17 protein-coding genes are annotated in these 16,070 nt (G+C 48.6%); 2 read left to right on the top strand and 15 right to left on the bottom strand.

Features of this window, described 5'->3' with window-relative positions:
- Positions 1-124 precede the first annotated feature (124 nt).
- The 6 genes from RS891_RS12035 to RS891_RS12010 form a co-directional block, all read right to left on the bottom strand.
- Positions 125-1,222, bottom strand: a complete 1,098-nt coding sequence (locus tag RS891_RS12035) for a Gfo/Idh/MocA family protein (RefSeq protein ID WP_315795373.1) — start codon at positions 1,220-1,222, stop codon at positions 125-127.
- Between the two features lie 54 nt (positions 1,223-1,276).
- The gene (locus tag RS891_RS12030; protein WP_315795372.1) at positions 1,277-2,449 is read right to left on the bottom strand and encodes a Gfo/Idh/MocA family protein; all 1,173 of its coding nucleotides are present in this window, start codon (positions 2,447-2,449) and stop codon (positions 1,277-1,279) included.
- Entirely contained in the window at positions 2,446-3,360 is a 915-nt protein-coding gene (locus RS891_RS12025) for a sugar phosphate isomerase/epimerase family protein (RefSeq protein WP_315795371.1), read from the bottom strand. The genes RS891_RS12030 and RS891_RS12025 overlap by 4 nt, the downstream gene beginning before the upstream one ends.
- Before the next feature lie 231 nt (positions 3,361-3,591).
- The gene (locus tag RS891_RS12020; protein ID WP_113052551.1) at positions 3,592-4,089 is read right to left on the bottom strand and encodes a metallophosphoesterase family protein; all 498 of its coding nucleotides are present in this window, start codon (positions 4,087-4,089) and stop codon (positions 3,592-3,594) included.
- Between the two features lie 36 nt (positions 4,090-4,125).
- Positions 4,126-4,560, bottom strand: a complete 435-nt coding sequence (locus tag RS891_RS12015) for an Rrf2 family transcriptional regulator (protein ID WP_113052552.1) — start codon at positions 4,558-4,560, stop codon at positions 4,126-4,128.
- Between the two features lie 62 nt (positions 4,561-4,622).
- Complete coding sequence (locus tag RS891_RS12010; protein ID WP_024630343.1) at positions 4,623-5,000, bottom strand: DivIVA domain-containing protein; 378 nt, start codon at positions 4,998-5,000, stop codon at positions 4,623-4,625.
- A 205-nt stretch (positions 5,001-5,205) separates the two neighbouring features.
- Here RS891_RS12010 and RS891_RS12005 point away from each other — a divergent pair, with 205 nt between their 5' ends.
- Positions 5,206-5,772: a TraR/DksA C4-type zinc finger protein gene (locus RS891_RS12005; protein ID WP_315795370.1), complete on the top strand. Its 567-nt coding sequence runs from the start codon at positions 5,206-5,208 to the stop codon at positions 5,770-5,772.
- A 158-nt stretch (positions 5,773-5,930) separates the two neighbouring features.
- Here RS891_RS12005 and RS891_RS12000 read toward each other — a convergent pair whose 3' ends face one another.
- The 7 genes from RS891_RS12000 to RS891_RS11970 form a co-directional block, all read right to left on the bottom strand.
- Entirely contained in the window at positions 5,931-6,614 is a 684-nt protein-coding gene (locus RS891_RS12000) for an ArsR/SmtB family transcription factor (RefSeq protein ID WP_113052554.1), read from the bottom strand.
- Between the two features lie 110 nt (positions 6,615-6,724).
- Entirely contained in the window at positions 6,725-8,011 is a 1,287-nt protein-coding gene (locus tag RS891_RS11995) for an MFS transporter (protein WP_315795369.1), read from the bottom strand.
- Positions 8,012-8,247: 236 nt separating this feature from the next.
- The gene (locus RS891_RS11990) at positions 8,248-8,523 is read right to left on the bottom strand and encodes a barstar family protein (RefSeq protein WP_247902255.1); all 276 of its coding nucleotides are present in this window, start codon (positions 8,521-8,523) and stop codon (positions 8,248-8,250) included.
- Between the two features lie 17 nt (positions 8,524-8,540).
- Positions 8,541-8,981: a ribonuclease gene (locus RS891_RS11985; RefSeq protein ID WP_113052557.1), complete on the bottom strand. Its 441-nt coding sequence runs from the start codon at positions 8,979-8,981 to the stop codon at positions 8,541-8,543.
- A 275-nt stretch (positions 8,982-9,256) separates the two neighbouring features.
- Positions 9,257-10,276, bottom strand: a complete 1,020-nt coding sequence (locus RS891_RS11980) for a Gfo/Idh/MocA family protein (protein WP_315795368.1) — start codon at positions 10,274-10,276, stop codon at positions 9,257-9,259.
- Between the two features lie 2 nt (positions 10,277-10,278).
- Positions 10,279-10,653 (bottom strand): replication termination protein, encoded by a 375-nt coding sequence (locus RS891_RS11975; protein WP_063563231.1) that lies wholly within the window; start codon positions 10,651-10,653, stop codon positions 10,279-10,281.
- Positions 10,654-10,975: 322 nt separating this feature from the next.
- Complete coding sequence (locus tag RS891_RS11970; RefSeq protein ID WP_315795367.1) at positions 10,976-12,121, bottom strand: acyltransferase; 1,146 nt, start codon at positions 12,119-12,121, stop codon at positions 10,976-10,978.
- 61 nt (positions 12,122-12,182) lie between these two features.
- Here RS891_RS11970 and RS891_RS11965 point away from each other — a divergent pair, with 61 nt between their 5' ends.
- Positions 12,183-12,593 carry a YidH family protein gene (locus RS891_RS11965; protein ID WP_315795366.1) on the top strand — a complete coding sequence of 137 codons (411 nt, stop codon included), beginning with the start codon at positions 12,183-12,185 and terminating at the stop codon, positions 12,591-12,593.
- Positions 12,594-12,730: 137 nt separating this feature from the next.
- Here RS891_RS11965 and RS891_RS11960 read toward each other — a convergent pair whose 3' ends face one another.
- Both RS891_RS11960 and hrpB read right to left on the bottom strand, forming a co-directional pair.
- Positions 12,731-13,333 carry a general stress protein gene (locus tag RS891_RS11960; RefSeq protein WP_063563227.1) on the bottom strand — a complete coding sequence of 201 codons (603 nt, stop codon included), beginning with the start codon at positions 13,331-13,333 and terminating at the stop codon, positions 12,731-12,733.
- Between the two features lie 189 nt (positions 13,334-13,522).
- Positions 13,523-16,039 (bottom strand): ATP-dependent helicase HrpB, encoded by a 2,517-nt coding sequence (gene hrpB / locus RS891_RS11955; RefSeq protein ID WP_315795365.1) that lies wholly within the window; start codon positions 16,037-16,039, stop codon positions 13,523-13,525.
- Positions 16,040-16,070 lie beyond the last annotated feature (31 nt).

Here is a 16,070-nt window from a genome sequence, read left to right as displayed (position 1 = left end):
TTCTGAACTACATACATAATAAACCATATTGTTCCATTTGCGAAGGTACTACAACAAACAAAAGAGCAGCCTTCACCAGCTGCTCTCCCATTACATAATCTATTACTTTTCCAAATGAAACCATTTACTTCGCACCACTACTCCATACCACTCTCTCACTCATTGCCTTATGCTGTGCAATCAAGCAAAGTTCTGCCGCTTTGAACGCATGCTCCTGTGTCATCGCGATTTCTGTTCGATCCAGACAGTCTCGGATTAGTTCACCGAAGAACGGATAACCGACCTGTCCTTTGACGCTATATCGATATTCCCCTTCATGGTTAACCAGGTATACCTGATCGCCTTCAGGCTCTCTCGCCACATCGATATACTTACGCAGTTCAATGTATCCGTCCGTTCCCAAAATAACCGTTCGCCCATCGCCCCATGTACCCAGGCCATCCGGTGTAAACCAGTCTACGCGGAAGTAACCGGAAGCACCGTTGTTACCGATCAGTGATGCTTCGCCAAAGTCCTCCAGTTCCGGGAATTGTGGATGATTGAAATTGTTCACCCGACTGAACGCCACTTCTGCATCCGTACATGAAGCAAAAGTCAGAAACTGCTCGATCTGATGACTTCCAATATCACAGAGGATGCCGCCATACTTTTCATGCTGGAAGAACCATTCAGGCCGACCTCCCGCGTTTAATCGATGCGGCCCCGTCCCCATAACCTGTACAACCTTGCCAATGGCTCCCTGTTCGATCAGTTGTCCGGCATAGATCGCACTTTCCACGTGCAGACGCTCACTATAATAGACCATATACTTCTTCCCAGTGCGTTTAACCTCTTCACGCGCAAGGGACAGTTGGTCCAGTGTGGTAAAGGGGGCTTTGTCCGTAAAATAATCTTTGCCTGCGGCCATAACTCTCATGCCGAGTGGCGCACGTTCCGATGTAATGGCTGCTCCAGCTACGAGCTGCACTTCATCGTCAGCAAGTACATCCGCTTCAGATGCGGCGACCTGTGCCTGCGGGAACTGTTTTCGAAAAGCCTCGACCTTGGCCGGATCAGGATCATATACCCATTTGAGCGTTGCCCCAGCTTCCACCAGCCCGCCAACCATGCCGTAGATATGTCCATGGTCCAACGCTACAGCAGCAATGGTAAACTCACCTGGACCACATACGACCTCTTTTTTCAGACTCTTTGGAGCATAGAACATTCCGTCTTTTGCCATGTCTTCTCCGTCCTTCCGTCTGGGATTCGTGAATAAACCAGCTACACAATTACCTTACTTAAACGTCTGTGACAGATCGGCAGGCTGACTGCCGCTCCCTGCCTTGTCTTTCTTTGTATTTGAACTGGCAATCCGCTGCTGCAAATGTTCATAGAACAAATCTTCATCGATCGGCAGATCCACCCAGTTATCCGTCCAGGTTGACAAAAGCATGGCATTGGACAATGTTAAACCATGGATCCCCTCTTCTCCCGGAGCAATGAGCGGAGTCCCTTTCAGGATGGCATCGATCCAATTACGAATCAGCCCAGGATGTCCGGTTTCCACACCGGTAATCGGCACCTCGCATTTCCAGCATTCCGGCTGTCCAAATCCTCCGGTAAATCTCTGATTGAATTCAGGCTCGGGTTCACGAAGACGCCAGAAGGTCAACTGACCATCTTCAATGACAATTTTTCCACGATCCCCGTTGACCTCGAATCGGTTGGTACCTGGTGCTTCTCCCGTCGTAGTCACGAATACACCTGTTGCTCCATTTTCATACTCGACATATGCCGTTACATCATCTTCCACTTCAATGTTCCGGTATTTGCCGAATGAACAGAAGGCACGCATACGAACCGGCATCATGCCGATGGTCCATTGCCATAGGTCCAGTTGATGAGGGTCCTGGTTGATCAGGACACCGCCCCCTTCACCAGCCCACGTAGCGCGCCAGCCGCCTGAATCATAATAACTCTGGGAGCGATACCAGTTCGTTATAATCCAGTTGGTGCGACGTACCTCGCCCAGTTCTCCCGATGCAATCAGATCTTTTAGTTTGATATATAAAGGGTTGGTTCGCTGGTTATACATCATGGAAAACACTTTGCCGCTGGCAGCAGCCGCTTCATTCATCTTGCGTACCTGTTTGGTGTATACTCCGGCAGGTTTCTCGATCATGACATGCAGGCCATACTGAAAAGCCTGAATGGCTTTTTCGGGATGGTCATAATGCGGGGTTGCTATAATGACCGCATCAATTGTCCCTGATGACATCATCTGCTCCGCATCCTGCCAATAGGTGACTGAAGCCGGAAGGTTGCCGGATACCCAGCTCTCCATTTCTTGTCTCACATCACACACAGCCACCAGTTCTGCACCCGGTACTTCTCCTGCTACCAACGTTCTGGCATGTGCTGCACCCATATTTCCAATGCCAATGACGGCTACTCGAACCAAACTCATACCTGTACCTCCTCGTCCACACGACGTTCAATTTCGGCAAAAACATCTGCAAAATGCTGTAACATCGCCTTCGATTGCAAGACTCCGCTAAAATCCTCAATCCCGTAATATCCATCATATCCTACGGATTTGAGGTCGCGGAATACTTGCAACCAATTCACCACGCCTTCGGTCAAGGGGGCCCACTGACAATGCCAGTTTGATGTTAGCGATATTTCTGTATTTTGTTCATTCACACTGGAATTCGAATTCATGTTTGATGCATCCTTGAACCAAGCCGCATTCTTCACATGCACATGTGCCAGATAAGGCCCCAGTAATTCCAATCCCATACGATGGTTCTCATATCCTTCATGGACCATGTTACCTGGATCGTACAATACCCCTACATGCTGGGAATCCAGCGATTGCACGAGCCGATAAGCCAGCGATGCAGTGGGAGCAATCGTTTGATGATGGGTTTCTACTACAGCTTTTACCTTATACTGTTGGGCCATCTCTTGAACCTCATTCAGATAATGCACAGCTTGTTTGTATAACTCAGGATAGCTGGTTTTCCGATCATAACCGGGAACTCCAACACGCATCATGGATGCCCCTAAGGCTTGTGCAGTTTGAAATGCTTGCTCCGTGGCAAGCAGATCTCCACAGCTCAGATATGGCACCAATGCAATCGACTGTCTGCCATGCTTTTTTGCCGCATCACGAAATAGAGGTACCTGTCCCTCCCACTGGTCCGGATCTATCGAGCAACGATTATGTCTCCAATAAGAAGGTTCTTCGGATAAAGCATCCGCCGGGATTCCGCGATATCTCCATTCGATCCCTTCAATGCCGGCTGCAGCTGCAGCAGAAGCCAACTCATCTGCCGTCAAGTCTGGAGTGGCAACTGTGAATACAGACAATTTCATGAACATTCATCTCCTTATGTAAACGTATTCAATTTATTGTTGTAAACGCATTGTATCATTCATACAAATGCCTCCATAGGGGGTAACGAGAAGAGATGAATGACAGATAAACAGCAGACCATATTCCCCATTCAGAGATAACTTGCAAGTTCCCTTTTGAATGCATACATAGCAAAAAGCACCCCGATTAACAGAAGAGCCTTCTGATTCGAGATGCCTGATTTTCAACTTTTATTTTTCATCGAAAAAAACATGTTCCGCCTGCAATTCCCCTAAATGTGTCGTCATGATACCAAAAGAATACTGGGGCTGACGCCGCCGATCCGTAGGAGAACCCGGATTAAATATCAGCACATCATTGACCGTATGCATCACCGGAATGTGCGAGTGTCCAAAAATCACAGCATCCACCTGCTGTCCTGCAAAGGTGTGGATCGCATTCTGCTCTGTAGACTTCGATCCCAGATGACCATGTACAAGACCAAGACGCAAACCGTCCGCCTCAACGATGCGGGAGAACCCGAGTTTTTGACCTATTTCAGGCGGGTCCGTATTACCTGCAACACCTTCAACGGGTGCATAAGCGCTAAGCAGCTTGTATACACTCCAGTCCGACCAGTCCCCCGCGTGGAGAATCAGATCAGCATCTGTAAGCGCCTCAACCAAGGGATCGGGCAACTTCCGTGCTCTTCGAGGTAAATGAGTGTCCGAAATGACAATAATTTTCATAGTACAGCACACCTTCCCTTTCCCTTATATTACGCTTTATTCGGCATGTGATGGAAGAACTTCAAGCTGGGAACAGGAGCGCTCCATATCTTCAAGGGTAATGGATGCAAAGAATTGTTCCACCTTTGCTTCGGCAACCTGATACAGATTGGTCAGCAGGCTATCAATACGAAGGCCAACATCACAATTTGGATTACAGTTACCATGAATCGGAAACAATGGTCCTTCATCCTTGGCAGCCTGATAGATCATGGCTAATGTGATTTCACTTGAGGGCTTGGCGAGGTAAAATCCTCTTGTTCCCGGTGAGGAGTCCACAAGCCCTGCCTTTTTCAACCCGCCCAGAATACGTCTGACCACGACAGGGTTGGTATTCACACTACCTGCAATCAGTGCCGAAGTGATTCGTTCAGGCGCGCTGAAAGACAACAACAACAAACAATGCACACTGACCGAAAAATGAGTACTCATGATTAACCACCTTTTATTTGAGCATTATAATGCTGATTTTATATCATCCCAGATGTGCAGGCTTACTCAGAGAACAGGTCCTGTTCAGGGCGCGCCCGGATTTTTAACTGCCGAACGCTGTATTCCAGTTGTTTCACAATATCGTCCAGTTGTTTGCGATCAATCTTCGTTGGATCTTCCACTGGTTTCGCCGATGACTTCAGATCCCGAATCGTTAACTGCTGTTCTTGCCACTTGTCCATCAGATCCGCTATATTGGCGTAGAAACGTTCGTAATCTTTAATAACCAAATCTAGATAGGCATCCACCTCATCCGGATCATAACCACGAAGTTTATAGTTGAATTGTTTTTCATGAATTGATAAAGCGTCGAGCTGTACGCCCAATTGCTTGAACAATTGTCTTTGTTTGTCCAATCTTCGTTTCATATGCTCATCCATATTGACAACCCTCCATTATCAAACGCGCCGCGGTAAGCACAAGAAGATCTTCGATACCGCCGCATTTTCTCTCTATATTTTTTATAACACATTATCCGTCAGATATAAAATCGAACGCCCCTCTTTACACACGAAACTGATTGCTTCTTATGAAATTCGGGTAAGGACTGACTACAACCCCAATGCGGGAAAGGAGCATGTCCTTATGAGTACATTAACCAAAGATCAACTTCAAGAGCTCAAAAACGCTCTTTTGGAACAACATGAAAACCTGCAGCGTCATTTTGAATCCAGCATGGAAGACGGTGCTCCAGCCGAGTCCCTGAAAGATTCAACTGGTGAGCTGTCATCATACGATAATCACCCTGCAGATGCCGGTACGGAGACGTTTGAGCGAAGCCGTGACCTGGCGATAGATGATACGTTAACCGACGAGTTCAACCAAGTGAATGAAGCGCTGGGGCGAATCGAACAAGGAACGTATGGCTCCTGTGTGACCTGTGGTAAGGATATTCCCTTTGAACGACTCGAAGCGATCCCTTACACGGCCTACTGTATCGATGATACGCCTAACCGCGAGTTAAGCAACGAACGGCCCGTTGAAGAGGAAGTCATGACGATGCCGCCTAGCGGTGCCGGTGAAGTAAGACAGCGCAATGCTGGCAAGTTCGATAACGCTGACGCCTGGGAAGCCGTCGAGGAATATGGCACATCGAACTCCCCCGCAACCGCAGCCAAACGTGACGTGAAAGATTATGATGAAAACATGTAGTTTATGAACGAATTAAGGTCGTTTACGCTTAAATAAGTACATGTCTCCCATCATGCCAAATTACGCATGAAAAAGCCGCCAACGGCGGCTTTTTTCTTGGTCCAGCATATCATCTTTACACAGACGGAACTTCAATCAATCCGATGAATATGCTTCGGTTACTCCTCCGCCTGACCACCAGACGAGGATTCCTTCTGCTTTTTAGCAGGTCTTGACGTTTTGGCAGCGGGCTTGCCCTTATCGGGCGAAGCCTTCTTTTTCAATTTCCCAGCGGTTTCCATAGCGGGCTTATTCACCGTATCTTTGGATAGGGAACTGAATAAATGAAAGACCTCTTGGTCCGCATCATGCCTGTCTTTCGTTAAGTAGGGTTCACACATCTTCGTAATGTTGTTGTACAACTGCTCTACTTCTTCCCGGCTAGCATACAACGTCATATCCGAGATAAACATGCGGTCTCCGTTTTCCGCCTGATTCATGAATCGCCGACGGCTCTGCTCAAACATTTCATTTAACAATTTGAAGGTTTCGGAACGAAATACCTCCTTCAAAGGTGAATTCTCTTCATCTTCGTTACGGAGCTGGATTTCCCCCTTGAAGGGATCGTAATATTTGGCAATAATTCCATTAATTTCACGAGTGGATACGATGGTCAGCAGACCGATTTTCTCCAGTTTTTTCACATGATAATGTACCTTGGCTGGGACTTCGCCCATCTGGTCTGCGATCTCTTTAACCGTAGAAGGTCTGCCCTGTTTATTAAACATATTCATGATCTGTATCCGATACGGATCGGAGTAGACCTTGATTTCTTCAATCGTTGAAAGTACTTTGCGCTGCATACCTGTATCCTCATTTCCGGGGTACCTGTTGCCCATCATGTGTATATTATACCGTCCGAACAGGGTTTCGGTCAAAACAGGCTGAAGATAACAGGCTTTAGGAAGTTCTATTATAGAACAGTGCGGAAAGTCTTACTCAGAAGCACTAGAGCAGCTGACATGGCAAGCAAAACACCAAACACGATAAACAGAATCGGCAATGCCACCCAATCAGCAAGGGCTCCAGAAAGCAAGCTTCCTAATGGAGCAACACTCACGACGAGCATACTTTGAAGGGCGTACACTCTGCCAAGCATCTCGGAAGGTGTAACTTCCATGAGATAGGATGCAAGGGGTGTTGTAGCGAGTGGAATCCCCATGCCCATCATCAGACAAAAGACAGCAGCAACAGGCAGCTGGTAGGACGTCATGTAAGACGGGAGAGCGGTCATGGCATAACTGAGCCCCAACATGACAATGCCTACGATGACCAGCACACTTTTACGGTAATTCGATCCTTGGTGGGACAGCCACAAGCCGCTCAGTACCATGCCTGCCACAATCAGCCCACTGAGTAGGCTTAATCCTCCTGCTCCGGCATGCAACGTTTCAATGACATATGGCGTGCGAAGGACATTGAATGGCATCAGACAAAAGTTAACAAAGGCAAACAGAATCGAAACGATCAGTAACAACACATGTTTACGCATAAAATGAAAGGCTTCTGTCATTTCAGAGAATATACTTTTTCTTGCTGAAGGAGAATTAGATGAATACAATGGTGTATTATCACTGTTAGATGATGTTGAGGTTTTCGGGTACCCCACACGGCTCATCAGAAGTGCACTTAAAGCAAACAAGCCCGCATCGATCAATATCGTCCACGTGATCCCTGCTGTTGCAATTAACGTTCCCGCCACTGCAAGTCCTGCGAGTTCTGCAACCCGGGTTGCAGATGAGGCCATGGCATTACCAGACAGCAGCATCGATTTGGGAAGTAATCGCGGTACAGTGGACACCTCTGCAGGTGACGCAAAACATTCCAGAAGAGAATTCAGAATGGTGATAACGAACAGATGCCAGACTTGCAGCTCACCCAGACCAAACAAAAGTGCTGTAATGCCCACAAATAAACCTCGGCCGGTATTTGTGAGCACAATCACCTTTTTGGGCGACATGCGATCCACCAAAGCTCCGACAAACAGCCCCAGAAAGATACTCGGCAAAAAGTTAATAGCCAGCAGTGTTCCCATCAGCAGCTTTGAACCTGTCAAAATGTACACCATCCAGCTATAAGCAATGGAATCAATCGAATCGCCAAATCTGGATACAACCTTGCTCACCATAAACTGCACATAAGGTTTAACCCGAATTAATTCTCCGATCCCTTGTTTGTGTGCGACTGCACCTTCGCTCATTTTTATTCCGCCTCTCAACGTGAAAATATTTTTAATGTTAATTTTATTTTAACGTATGATATGCGAAAATCAACCCTTTCGTGAAAATATTTTTAACGTTGTATTTATTCCATTCTTTTCTTGATGATTTTTAATGGGCCCTCTCCATAAAAACACAAAAAAACAGACCGAAGGGTCTGTTCGTCTGTTCTCCAAACACTAATATTTATTTGCTGCTATGATTCGTAGTTCATGTACTAATCCTCAGTCTTGAATTGAAATCCAATACTCTCTTCTTCCGCCTCCAGCATCAACTGGTATACCTTCTCTGCTTCACTACCCAGCCGTTCCTTGCTGATCTGGTAGTTCGTCCAGGTTAATTCAAGCGGCAGCTCGATCATGCCTGTAAGGCAGTCCCACAAGGCGTCCAGATTTGCACCGTAAAAGTCTGGCAGCTCAAGCTTTTGCTTCAATAGCTCATGTAGCTCTGTCGTGCTGGAAAAGTCCTCACCGTTAAGTACTACCCTCTTCATGTCTGTCCTGTCCTTCCTTATTTCAAGCGAGTAAAGGATGCATAGTGATCTGTCGTTTTGTAAATCAAGCCGTCATTGGAGTACAGGATTCGGTCAGAATTACGGAAACCGGAAGTGTAGTTGATATCCGCTTCACGCCAAGTACGGCCACTAGCTGCTGGAAGCAAGCCTTCCCGGTTGCTAAACACGTCTCCACCGATACTTTTGCCCGGAGCAACCGTAGCAAGGTTGCCTTGGGAAGATACCCAGCCAAGTGCCGTTGCCTGTGCTTTGGTAATGTAGTTACATGGCAGATTCCCGTTGGCGCTGAGATAGTTGGCCACACCAGTAAACGTATTGATGATGGTACACGTTGCAGCTGAAGCCTTCTGCTGTCCAACCGGAGCGATCTGTGAACCTGTGAAGAAAACAATCGTTAACATAACCGCTAGCAGAGCTGTAGACAAGAACTTTTTCATAAATCCAGCCTCCCAATGACTTAAAATGGATGAACGTTGCCACTATGTAAGTGATATGAGATGTGAATTCTGCCTGGATGTACGTTCTGCTAGATTATAGTGAAAAAGCCATCTATTTACTATTTATATCACATCATTTTGGAGGAAATATCAAATTTAACTGTTATTATTGTAAAAATATATAAATATAACATTTAAATATAACAAAAGACTCACATCCCGGCGGATGGAGTCTACCATTTCGAACATTTCTTTTCATCTATCATGTTAGCATGCTAGCTCCTGTTTTGATCCACTAATTGCACCCGTTGACGGGTTCGCGCCGATTCCAAACATGCATCAATAACACGCATATTCTGAATGGTATTTTGCGGACTGAACGGTAACGTTTCTCCTTCAAGCACTGCGGCTGCAAAGGTCTCCACCTGCAAAACATAGGAGTTCGATACCGATACACGTTCCTCACGGCTGACGGAATCGGTGTGCACGATAATCTGTGGTGGAATATCACTGTTCTCCCAACCGAACACCTTGGGCAGTTCAATCCGACCATCGGTACCAAGTATCTCCATCTCGGCTCGTCCAGAAGCCCACATGCCGCAGTCAAACGTTAACGCTACTGAATTGGGAAACTCCACAAGTCCTGAAGCCATCATATCGACGCCATCATGCTCTTCTGAAAATAGAGCATGTACCGTAACGGCTTCCGGTTCCTGCCCCAGATACATGCGGGCTGCCGAGATAGGATATACGCCAAGATCAAATAATGATCCTCCGCCCATCTCCTTTTTGAACCTTACATTGTCCTTATCGTCAGCGGTATTGCAAGTGAAATTGCCGTGGAGGGCTCTGACCGTACCAATCTCCCCACTGGCTATGATCTCTTGTACACGTCTATGCTTGGGATGGTATCGATACATGATGGCTTCTGCAAACAGTACGCCGTGCTGTTGACATACCTCAATCATTTCCGCCGCTTCATCTGAATTCAGAGCAGCCGGCTTCTCACATAATACATGTTTTCCAGCCTGAGCAGCCTTAATTGTCCACTCCTTATGCATGTGGTTCGGCAGAGGAATATACACAGCTTCAATATCCGGGTCCGCAATGAGTTCATCATAACTGCCATACGCTCTGGCAATGTCGAGTTCATTTGCAAGAGCTTCCGCCTTCTCCTTGCTGCGGCTGGCTATTGCCAAGACTTCACCACGTTCGGATTGTTGAATCGCAGGAATGACTGCATTTTTCGCAATTGTAGATGTACCAAGTACACCCCACTGTAAGTGTCTGTCCATGCTTATCTTCCTTTCACTCCGTAATTGTCCTCTTCTGCCTTGTGTAACATGCCGAGACAACGATCAAGATCAGCCTTAACCTGTTTTTTATATAATTCGGCTTTCTCCGCACCATCATCCGTGAAGTGATATAAAACGATTTCCTGAAAATCGACTTTGGGATCACTGCCCTTCAGCTTCTTTGTACGATAAAAGACACCCTGTTGAACCAATTCATGCAGCGCCCGGTATATCTCGCTCTGGGGTGGTACATAACCGTAGGCTTTGAATTCCTGCTTCATGGCTTCCAGCATCTCATAACCATATCCCCTGTGCTGTTCAACCATCGTAATCAGATACAGCTTAATAAATGCCCGCTGCGCAATCATAAAAGCCACGTTCAATCCCCTCCTGTCAGCTCTATATATCTAGTATTATAAAACTTATGTTCCCCTTCTGCCATCTTTATCCGTCTTTCTCCCTTTAATCGATGGGCGTTGGAATGCAAGAAGGAGAACTGATGGAGAGGCAGGAACGTAAGGTAGAGCGAGAATTTGGACTTTCTATTATGAATTTTTCATGTAATGAAATTTTAAAAAATTATTTCAAAAAAGGTTCGTCATAGTAATGGCGTCACTTTTTTCAGGTTGTTGCTTCCATTTTCATCGGACTTCTACTCACTGTTATTCTGAATTTTTCATATAATGATGTATTCACCCGTTAATCAGGTTTGGACTTCGGTACAGTTCCCACAACCCACTTGCCCCAGCTTGCGCGAGAGATGAGCCACGTAAGTACGCAGGATAACGTAAGCGCCAGCAGCCAAGTGATGATCATGCGAATTACGGGGTTTAAACCCAGTGCCACAAAAAACTGTTCATCCGGAATGTAGCTGTAGCGCAACATCAGCATGTGCATCAGGTAACCCCCGTATGAAACCCCGCCAATCCACGCCAACAATCGTGTTACTCTGATATTGTGGAGCTTGCCAGCCAGCTGGTACATCACCATGATGGAAGCAATGAGAAATAAGATCATATCCGGTCGAATAAGACTGACGGTATAGAATGTAATCTGTATACCCTCCGGCTTCTGGAACTCCAGCATTAACTTATATATAAACCGAAGACCAAGGACAATAAACACGGTCCAATATCCCCAGCGCAAACGTTGAATCCACTCATTCCAATGTTGAACCGATAGCCCGGCTGCCGCACCAAGCACAAAATAAAAAAAGAAATACAGGAAATTTCGATCCGCATAGGTTGTAAAGGCATCGGTCAGCACCGGGACACTCAACCATTCCATAAACCTGGCGATATTTCGCAATTGATCCGCGAGCACGAGGTACACCACACCGGAGATCAGAAGAGCTATTGTGCGCCCTTTCGCCTCATATCGGTTATAGACGTAACGGATGGCTCGCAAAAACAGGGGAAACAACAGATAAAACTGAATAAGCATAATAATGTACCAAAAATGCGAGGTCGTTTTGCCTGTGATTAATTTTAAACCAAGGTCAGGGATATCCTGCCAACCAAATCCGTTCCATCCGCGAGGTGCGAGTGTGAAATAGATCAGTGACCAAATCATATAGGGGACGATTACATCGGTTAATCGCTTTTGCATAAAACGTCCATAATGCAACTTGTCTCCTGTATTATAGAAAAGCACCATACCTGTAATAAAAATAAACAGGGGTACAGCAAATTTGGACAGCACTAATAAGATTGCGAGCAATACACCGTCTTCCAGCCCCGCTTCCGGGACCAGGGAATAATGTGCAATGGAGTGCTGAAGGACGACTGCTGCAAAAGCAATCCCCCTCAGACTTTCAATTTCTGTAATTCGTTCTTTACGAGGCATAACAGAAAGCCTCCTTTCTTGGTTTTGCCATGAAAACGACGTACAATAAAGCCATATATTGATGAACGGGGTGATTTACATCTCAGGTATAGACCAAGACATAACCACCATTGACTCCAAATATGTACAACAGCATCTCGCTAACGAACGAACCTTTCTGGCCTGGGTACGTACCGGCATTGCCATGGTCGGGATTGGTTTTCTTGCAGCAGGCTTCGGATTCAGTTCAACGGCATATGATCGGATGGCCCATATCGCGGCAATCATCATTGGTATTACTTCCTTGGTCAGTGGTATTCTGATCATCCTGTGCTCTGCTTCCGCTTATCACCGAAAACGCAATCAGATTAATTCACAAACATTCCAGGCATCCACGAGATTGATTCGGTTCCTGACGCTGATGCTACTGGTAATTGGACTGGCCCTGGCCGTATTGCTGTATGTATTGTTATTCCCTGCCTGGCAGGTTTAACACCTGTACCTTGCAACAGCAGGAAGTTAAAACAGGGACAAAAGCCGGCTTCCTCTAAAGGAAACCGGCTGATGACCACCTGGTGGCTCACTTATGTCATTCCAGTTGAAGATTCCTGTCTTTACTGAACCGATTTATTATAGAAAAGTATTGTTGCCAAGTCGAGCGGCCTTATCCCGAGCTTCCAATCTTTGATTTTCCATATCGAGATCCGTGCGCTCAACCGTAACATCATCCCGATTGACATCAATTCTGTCCCGGTTCACATAACTGTTACTGCTAAACACGTCATAAACATCCGTGTCCCGATCCGTAGAGTCCACGAGTAGCAGGATTTTACCACTTTGCACGTATTCCTCATACTGTCTTGCGTCCTCTTCCGGAATGCCCAGACCCACAAGTCCACCTACAAGTCCGCCTGCTCCTGCACCTACAGCTGCACCCGTAAATGCTGCAGCAATTGGGCCAGCGGCCAGAATAGGACCTATGCCCGGAATCGCCAATGCGCCAATGCCAGCGAGCAATCCAGCGACTCCGCCGAGCACCCCGCCTGTTGCCGCACCTGCAGCTACACCTTCGGGTGCTTTTGTACCCGTCTCTTCGCGAATAGCTTTCAGTTCATCCCGATCTTGTGTAACGACCGAGATTTCATCTGAAGTGAACCCTTGCGCTTTCAGTCCCTCGATTGCGGATGATGCCTCACGCTCTGTATTAAACACACCTACGATTTTCTTCTGCATAGTGAATCCCTCCTCATCTAATTGAGTGGTTCGCTATGTTATTACCCGCCTTGTTTTCTTTCAAACGCTTCCACCTCAACATCATATCCTTGAAGGCCTAGGAGAATGACCAACCATTGATATGCAAAGAGCCACCGCCTTAGGGTCTGCACGTGGTGAGATACGAAGTTGAACTCAGGCAAGCAACCGCTAAACTCTCGGTTTAGCTCGGTTAGTCGCTATCGCTTCGAGCGGATCATCCGGCCAATAATGTTTGGGATAACGGCCTTTCAAGTCTTTCTTTACCTCAAAATAAGTCTCCCGCCAAAAGTTCGCCAAGTCTCGTGTGACCTGTACAGGCCGCTGCGCCGGGGAAAGCAAATGTATGGTCAGTGGTACTCGACCACCACCAATACGCGGGGTCTCCTGCTGGCCAAACATCTCCTGCAGTCTCACCGCGAGCGTTGGATCTTCAGGTCGGCTATAATCCACAGGAATACGCGAACCACTAGGCACCTGAATATGTGTAGGCGCTTCACGATCCAATTGCTGTCGCTGTTCCCAGCTTAGTCCGCCGAGCAGCACATCCTGCATCGACAATCTTTTGAGATCCGCAGCAGATCGCATGCCTGTCAAAAAAGGGCTGAGATGTTCTGCCAGTTCTTCGGTCAGATGATCTTCGATGAGATCAGGCCATTCCGGCACATGATGATGCAAAAAGCGCATCCTGTCCGCCAGCTGCCGCGATGATTTTGTCCAGGGCAGACAATCCAGCCCCTCGATACGTATTCCCGAGAGTAAAGCTTCCTGCACCTGGTCTTCGGGTGGCTGCGCAATACTGCTCTCTTTCAACGTAATGGCTCCAATTCGCAGCCTTTTATGCGCCCGCACACTGCGGGTGTTTCGGTCCCAGGCCACCTGTACTTCTTCATGCAGCAGATGTGGACCAAGCTCCAGCAGTCTCTTCTCCTGCAATGGTGCAGCCAGCAGGATGCGCGCATCCGCGCCCTGGTCGTCGGCTTCGGCTGCGACCAGATAAGCTGAACGGCTCAGCGATTCTGTCGCTGTGAGCCGTACCCCACGGCCGCTGCTCAGCAGATAGCGGCCGTCCTCCCGGCGCTGCCCGATCCGGTCCGGATAAGCGAAGGACAGCAGCCATCCGCAGCTGTCCTCATCCGGCCGTACCGGATCGGCCGCCGGGCCGAGCGCCGAGCGCAGCTGGCGGCTCTCCTGGAGCATGCGCCGCACGGCAGCGACGTCTGCGACAGACGCTGCCGCTTGCGGCATGCCGCTGCTGTCCGCAGTCAGCAGCGCTTCCACGCGCGGGCGCAGATCGGTGCCCGCGCCTGCACTGCCACTGCTGCGGAGGCCGGCAGGCTCCTGCAGCAGTGCCGCCAGCATGCTGGCGTAGCTGGCCAGCCCAAGCTCCGCCGCGCGGAGCAGCATGCTGGCCAGTCGCGGATGCACGCCAAGCGTGTTCATCCGCCGCCCGAAGGGCGTGATGCGGCCTGCGTCATCCAGGCCGCCCAGCTGGCGCAGCAGCGCCTGTGCCTGGCCGTAGGCTGCGGCAGGCGGGGTGTCCAGCCACTGCAGCTCTGCAGGGGACTGGACACCCCAGGCGGCAAGCTCCAGCGCCAGCGGCGCAAGGTCCGCGGAGGCAATCTCCGGCTTTGCTGCCTCAGGCAGCACGCCATGGGCCTCTTCGCTCCATAGCCGGTAACACAGGCCCGGTGCAATCCGCCCCGCGCGACCCCGCCGCTGATCGGCTGACGCCTTGGACACCGGCAGGGTGACTAGCCGACTCATGCCGGTCCGTGCCGAGAATACGGAGGCACGACTCAGCCCCGCATCCACCACGACTTTGACTCCAGCCAAGGTAAGACTGGATTCGGCAATGGACGTGGACAACACAACCTTCCGTTGACCTTCATCTGCGGGTCGCACGGCTTCATCCTGCCGTTCTACAGACATGCTGCCATATAAAGTATGTACCTGAACGTGGGCAGGAAGCATACGGTTGGACAGCTCTCGCTCTGTGCGATGGATTTCTTTTGCACCCGGTAGGAAAACCAGAACATCCCCTTCCTGTTCTGCCAGCGCCTTAACGACGGCCTGAGCTGTAAAAGTCTCGATCTGTTCGGATGCCGGTTTGGATACATATCGGGTTTCCACCGGAAACGTACGTCCAGGACAGTCAATCCATCTCGTCCCCTCACCAAGCAGTGCACAGACAGGAACAGGGTCCAGCGTGGCCGACATCACCAACAGTTTCAGATCCGGACGCAGCATGGCCCTGGATTCAAGCGCAAGCGCTAAACCAAGGTCACCATGCAAATGCCGCTCATGAAATTCATCAAAAATAATCATCGCCGTATCTTCCAGCCCCTGGTCCTGTTGAAGCATCCGGGTCAATACACCCTCCGTCACCACTTCAATGCGAGTGGATTGACTAACACGCGTATCCATACGCACCCGATATCCTACGGTCTGTCCCACTTTTTCACCAAGTGAAGCCGCCATTCGTGCAGCTGCTGAGCGAGCGGCGAGTCTGCGAGGCTCCAGCATCATGATTTTCCGTCCAGCAACCCATGGCTCCTCCAGCAGTGCCAGCGGTACTACGGTCGTTTTACCCGCACCCGGCTCGGCAATTAACACACCTGTATCCTTCTCCTGAAATAACTGCCTCAGCTCAGGAATAATCTGTTGTATCGGTAAATCCGTCTTCATTTCATCTCTCCTAATTGATGTTCCACGTGTC

The organism is Paenibacillus sp. BIC5C1, assembly GCF_032399705.1.
Taxonomy (GTDB): Bacteria; Bacillota; Bacilli; order Paenibacillales; family Paenibacillaceae; genus Paenibacillus; species Paenibacillus taichungensis_A.
Note: the sequence above shows the minus strand (reverse complement) of the source record. Positions and strands in the feature narration are given on the sequence as shown.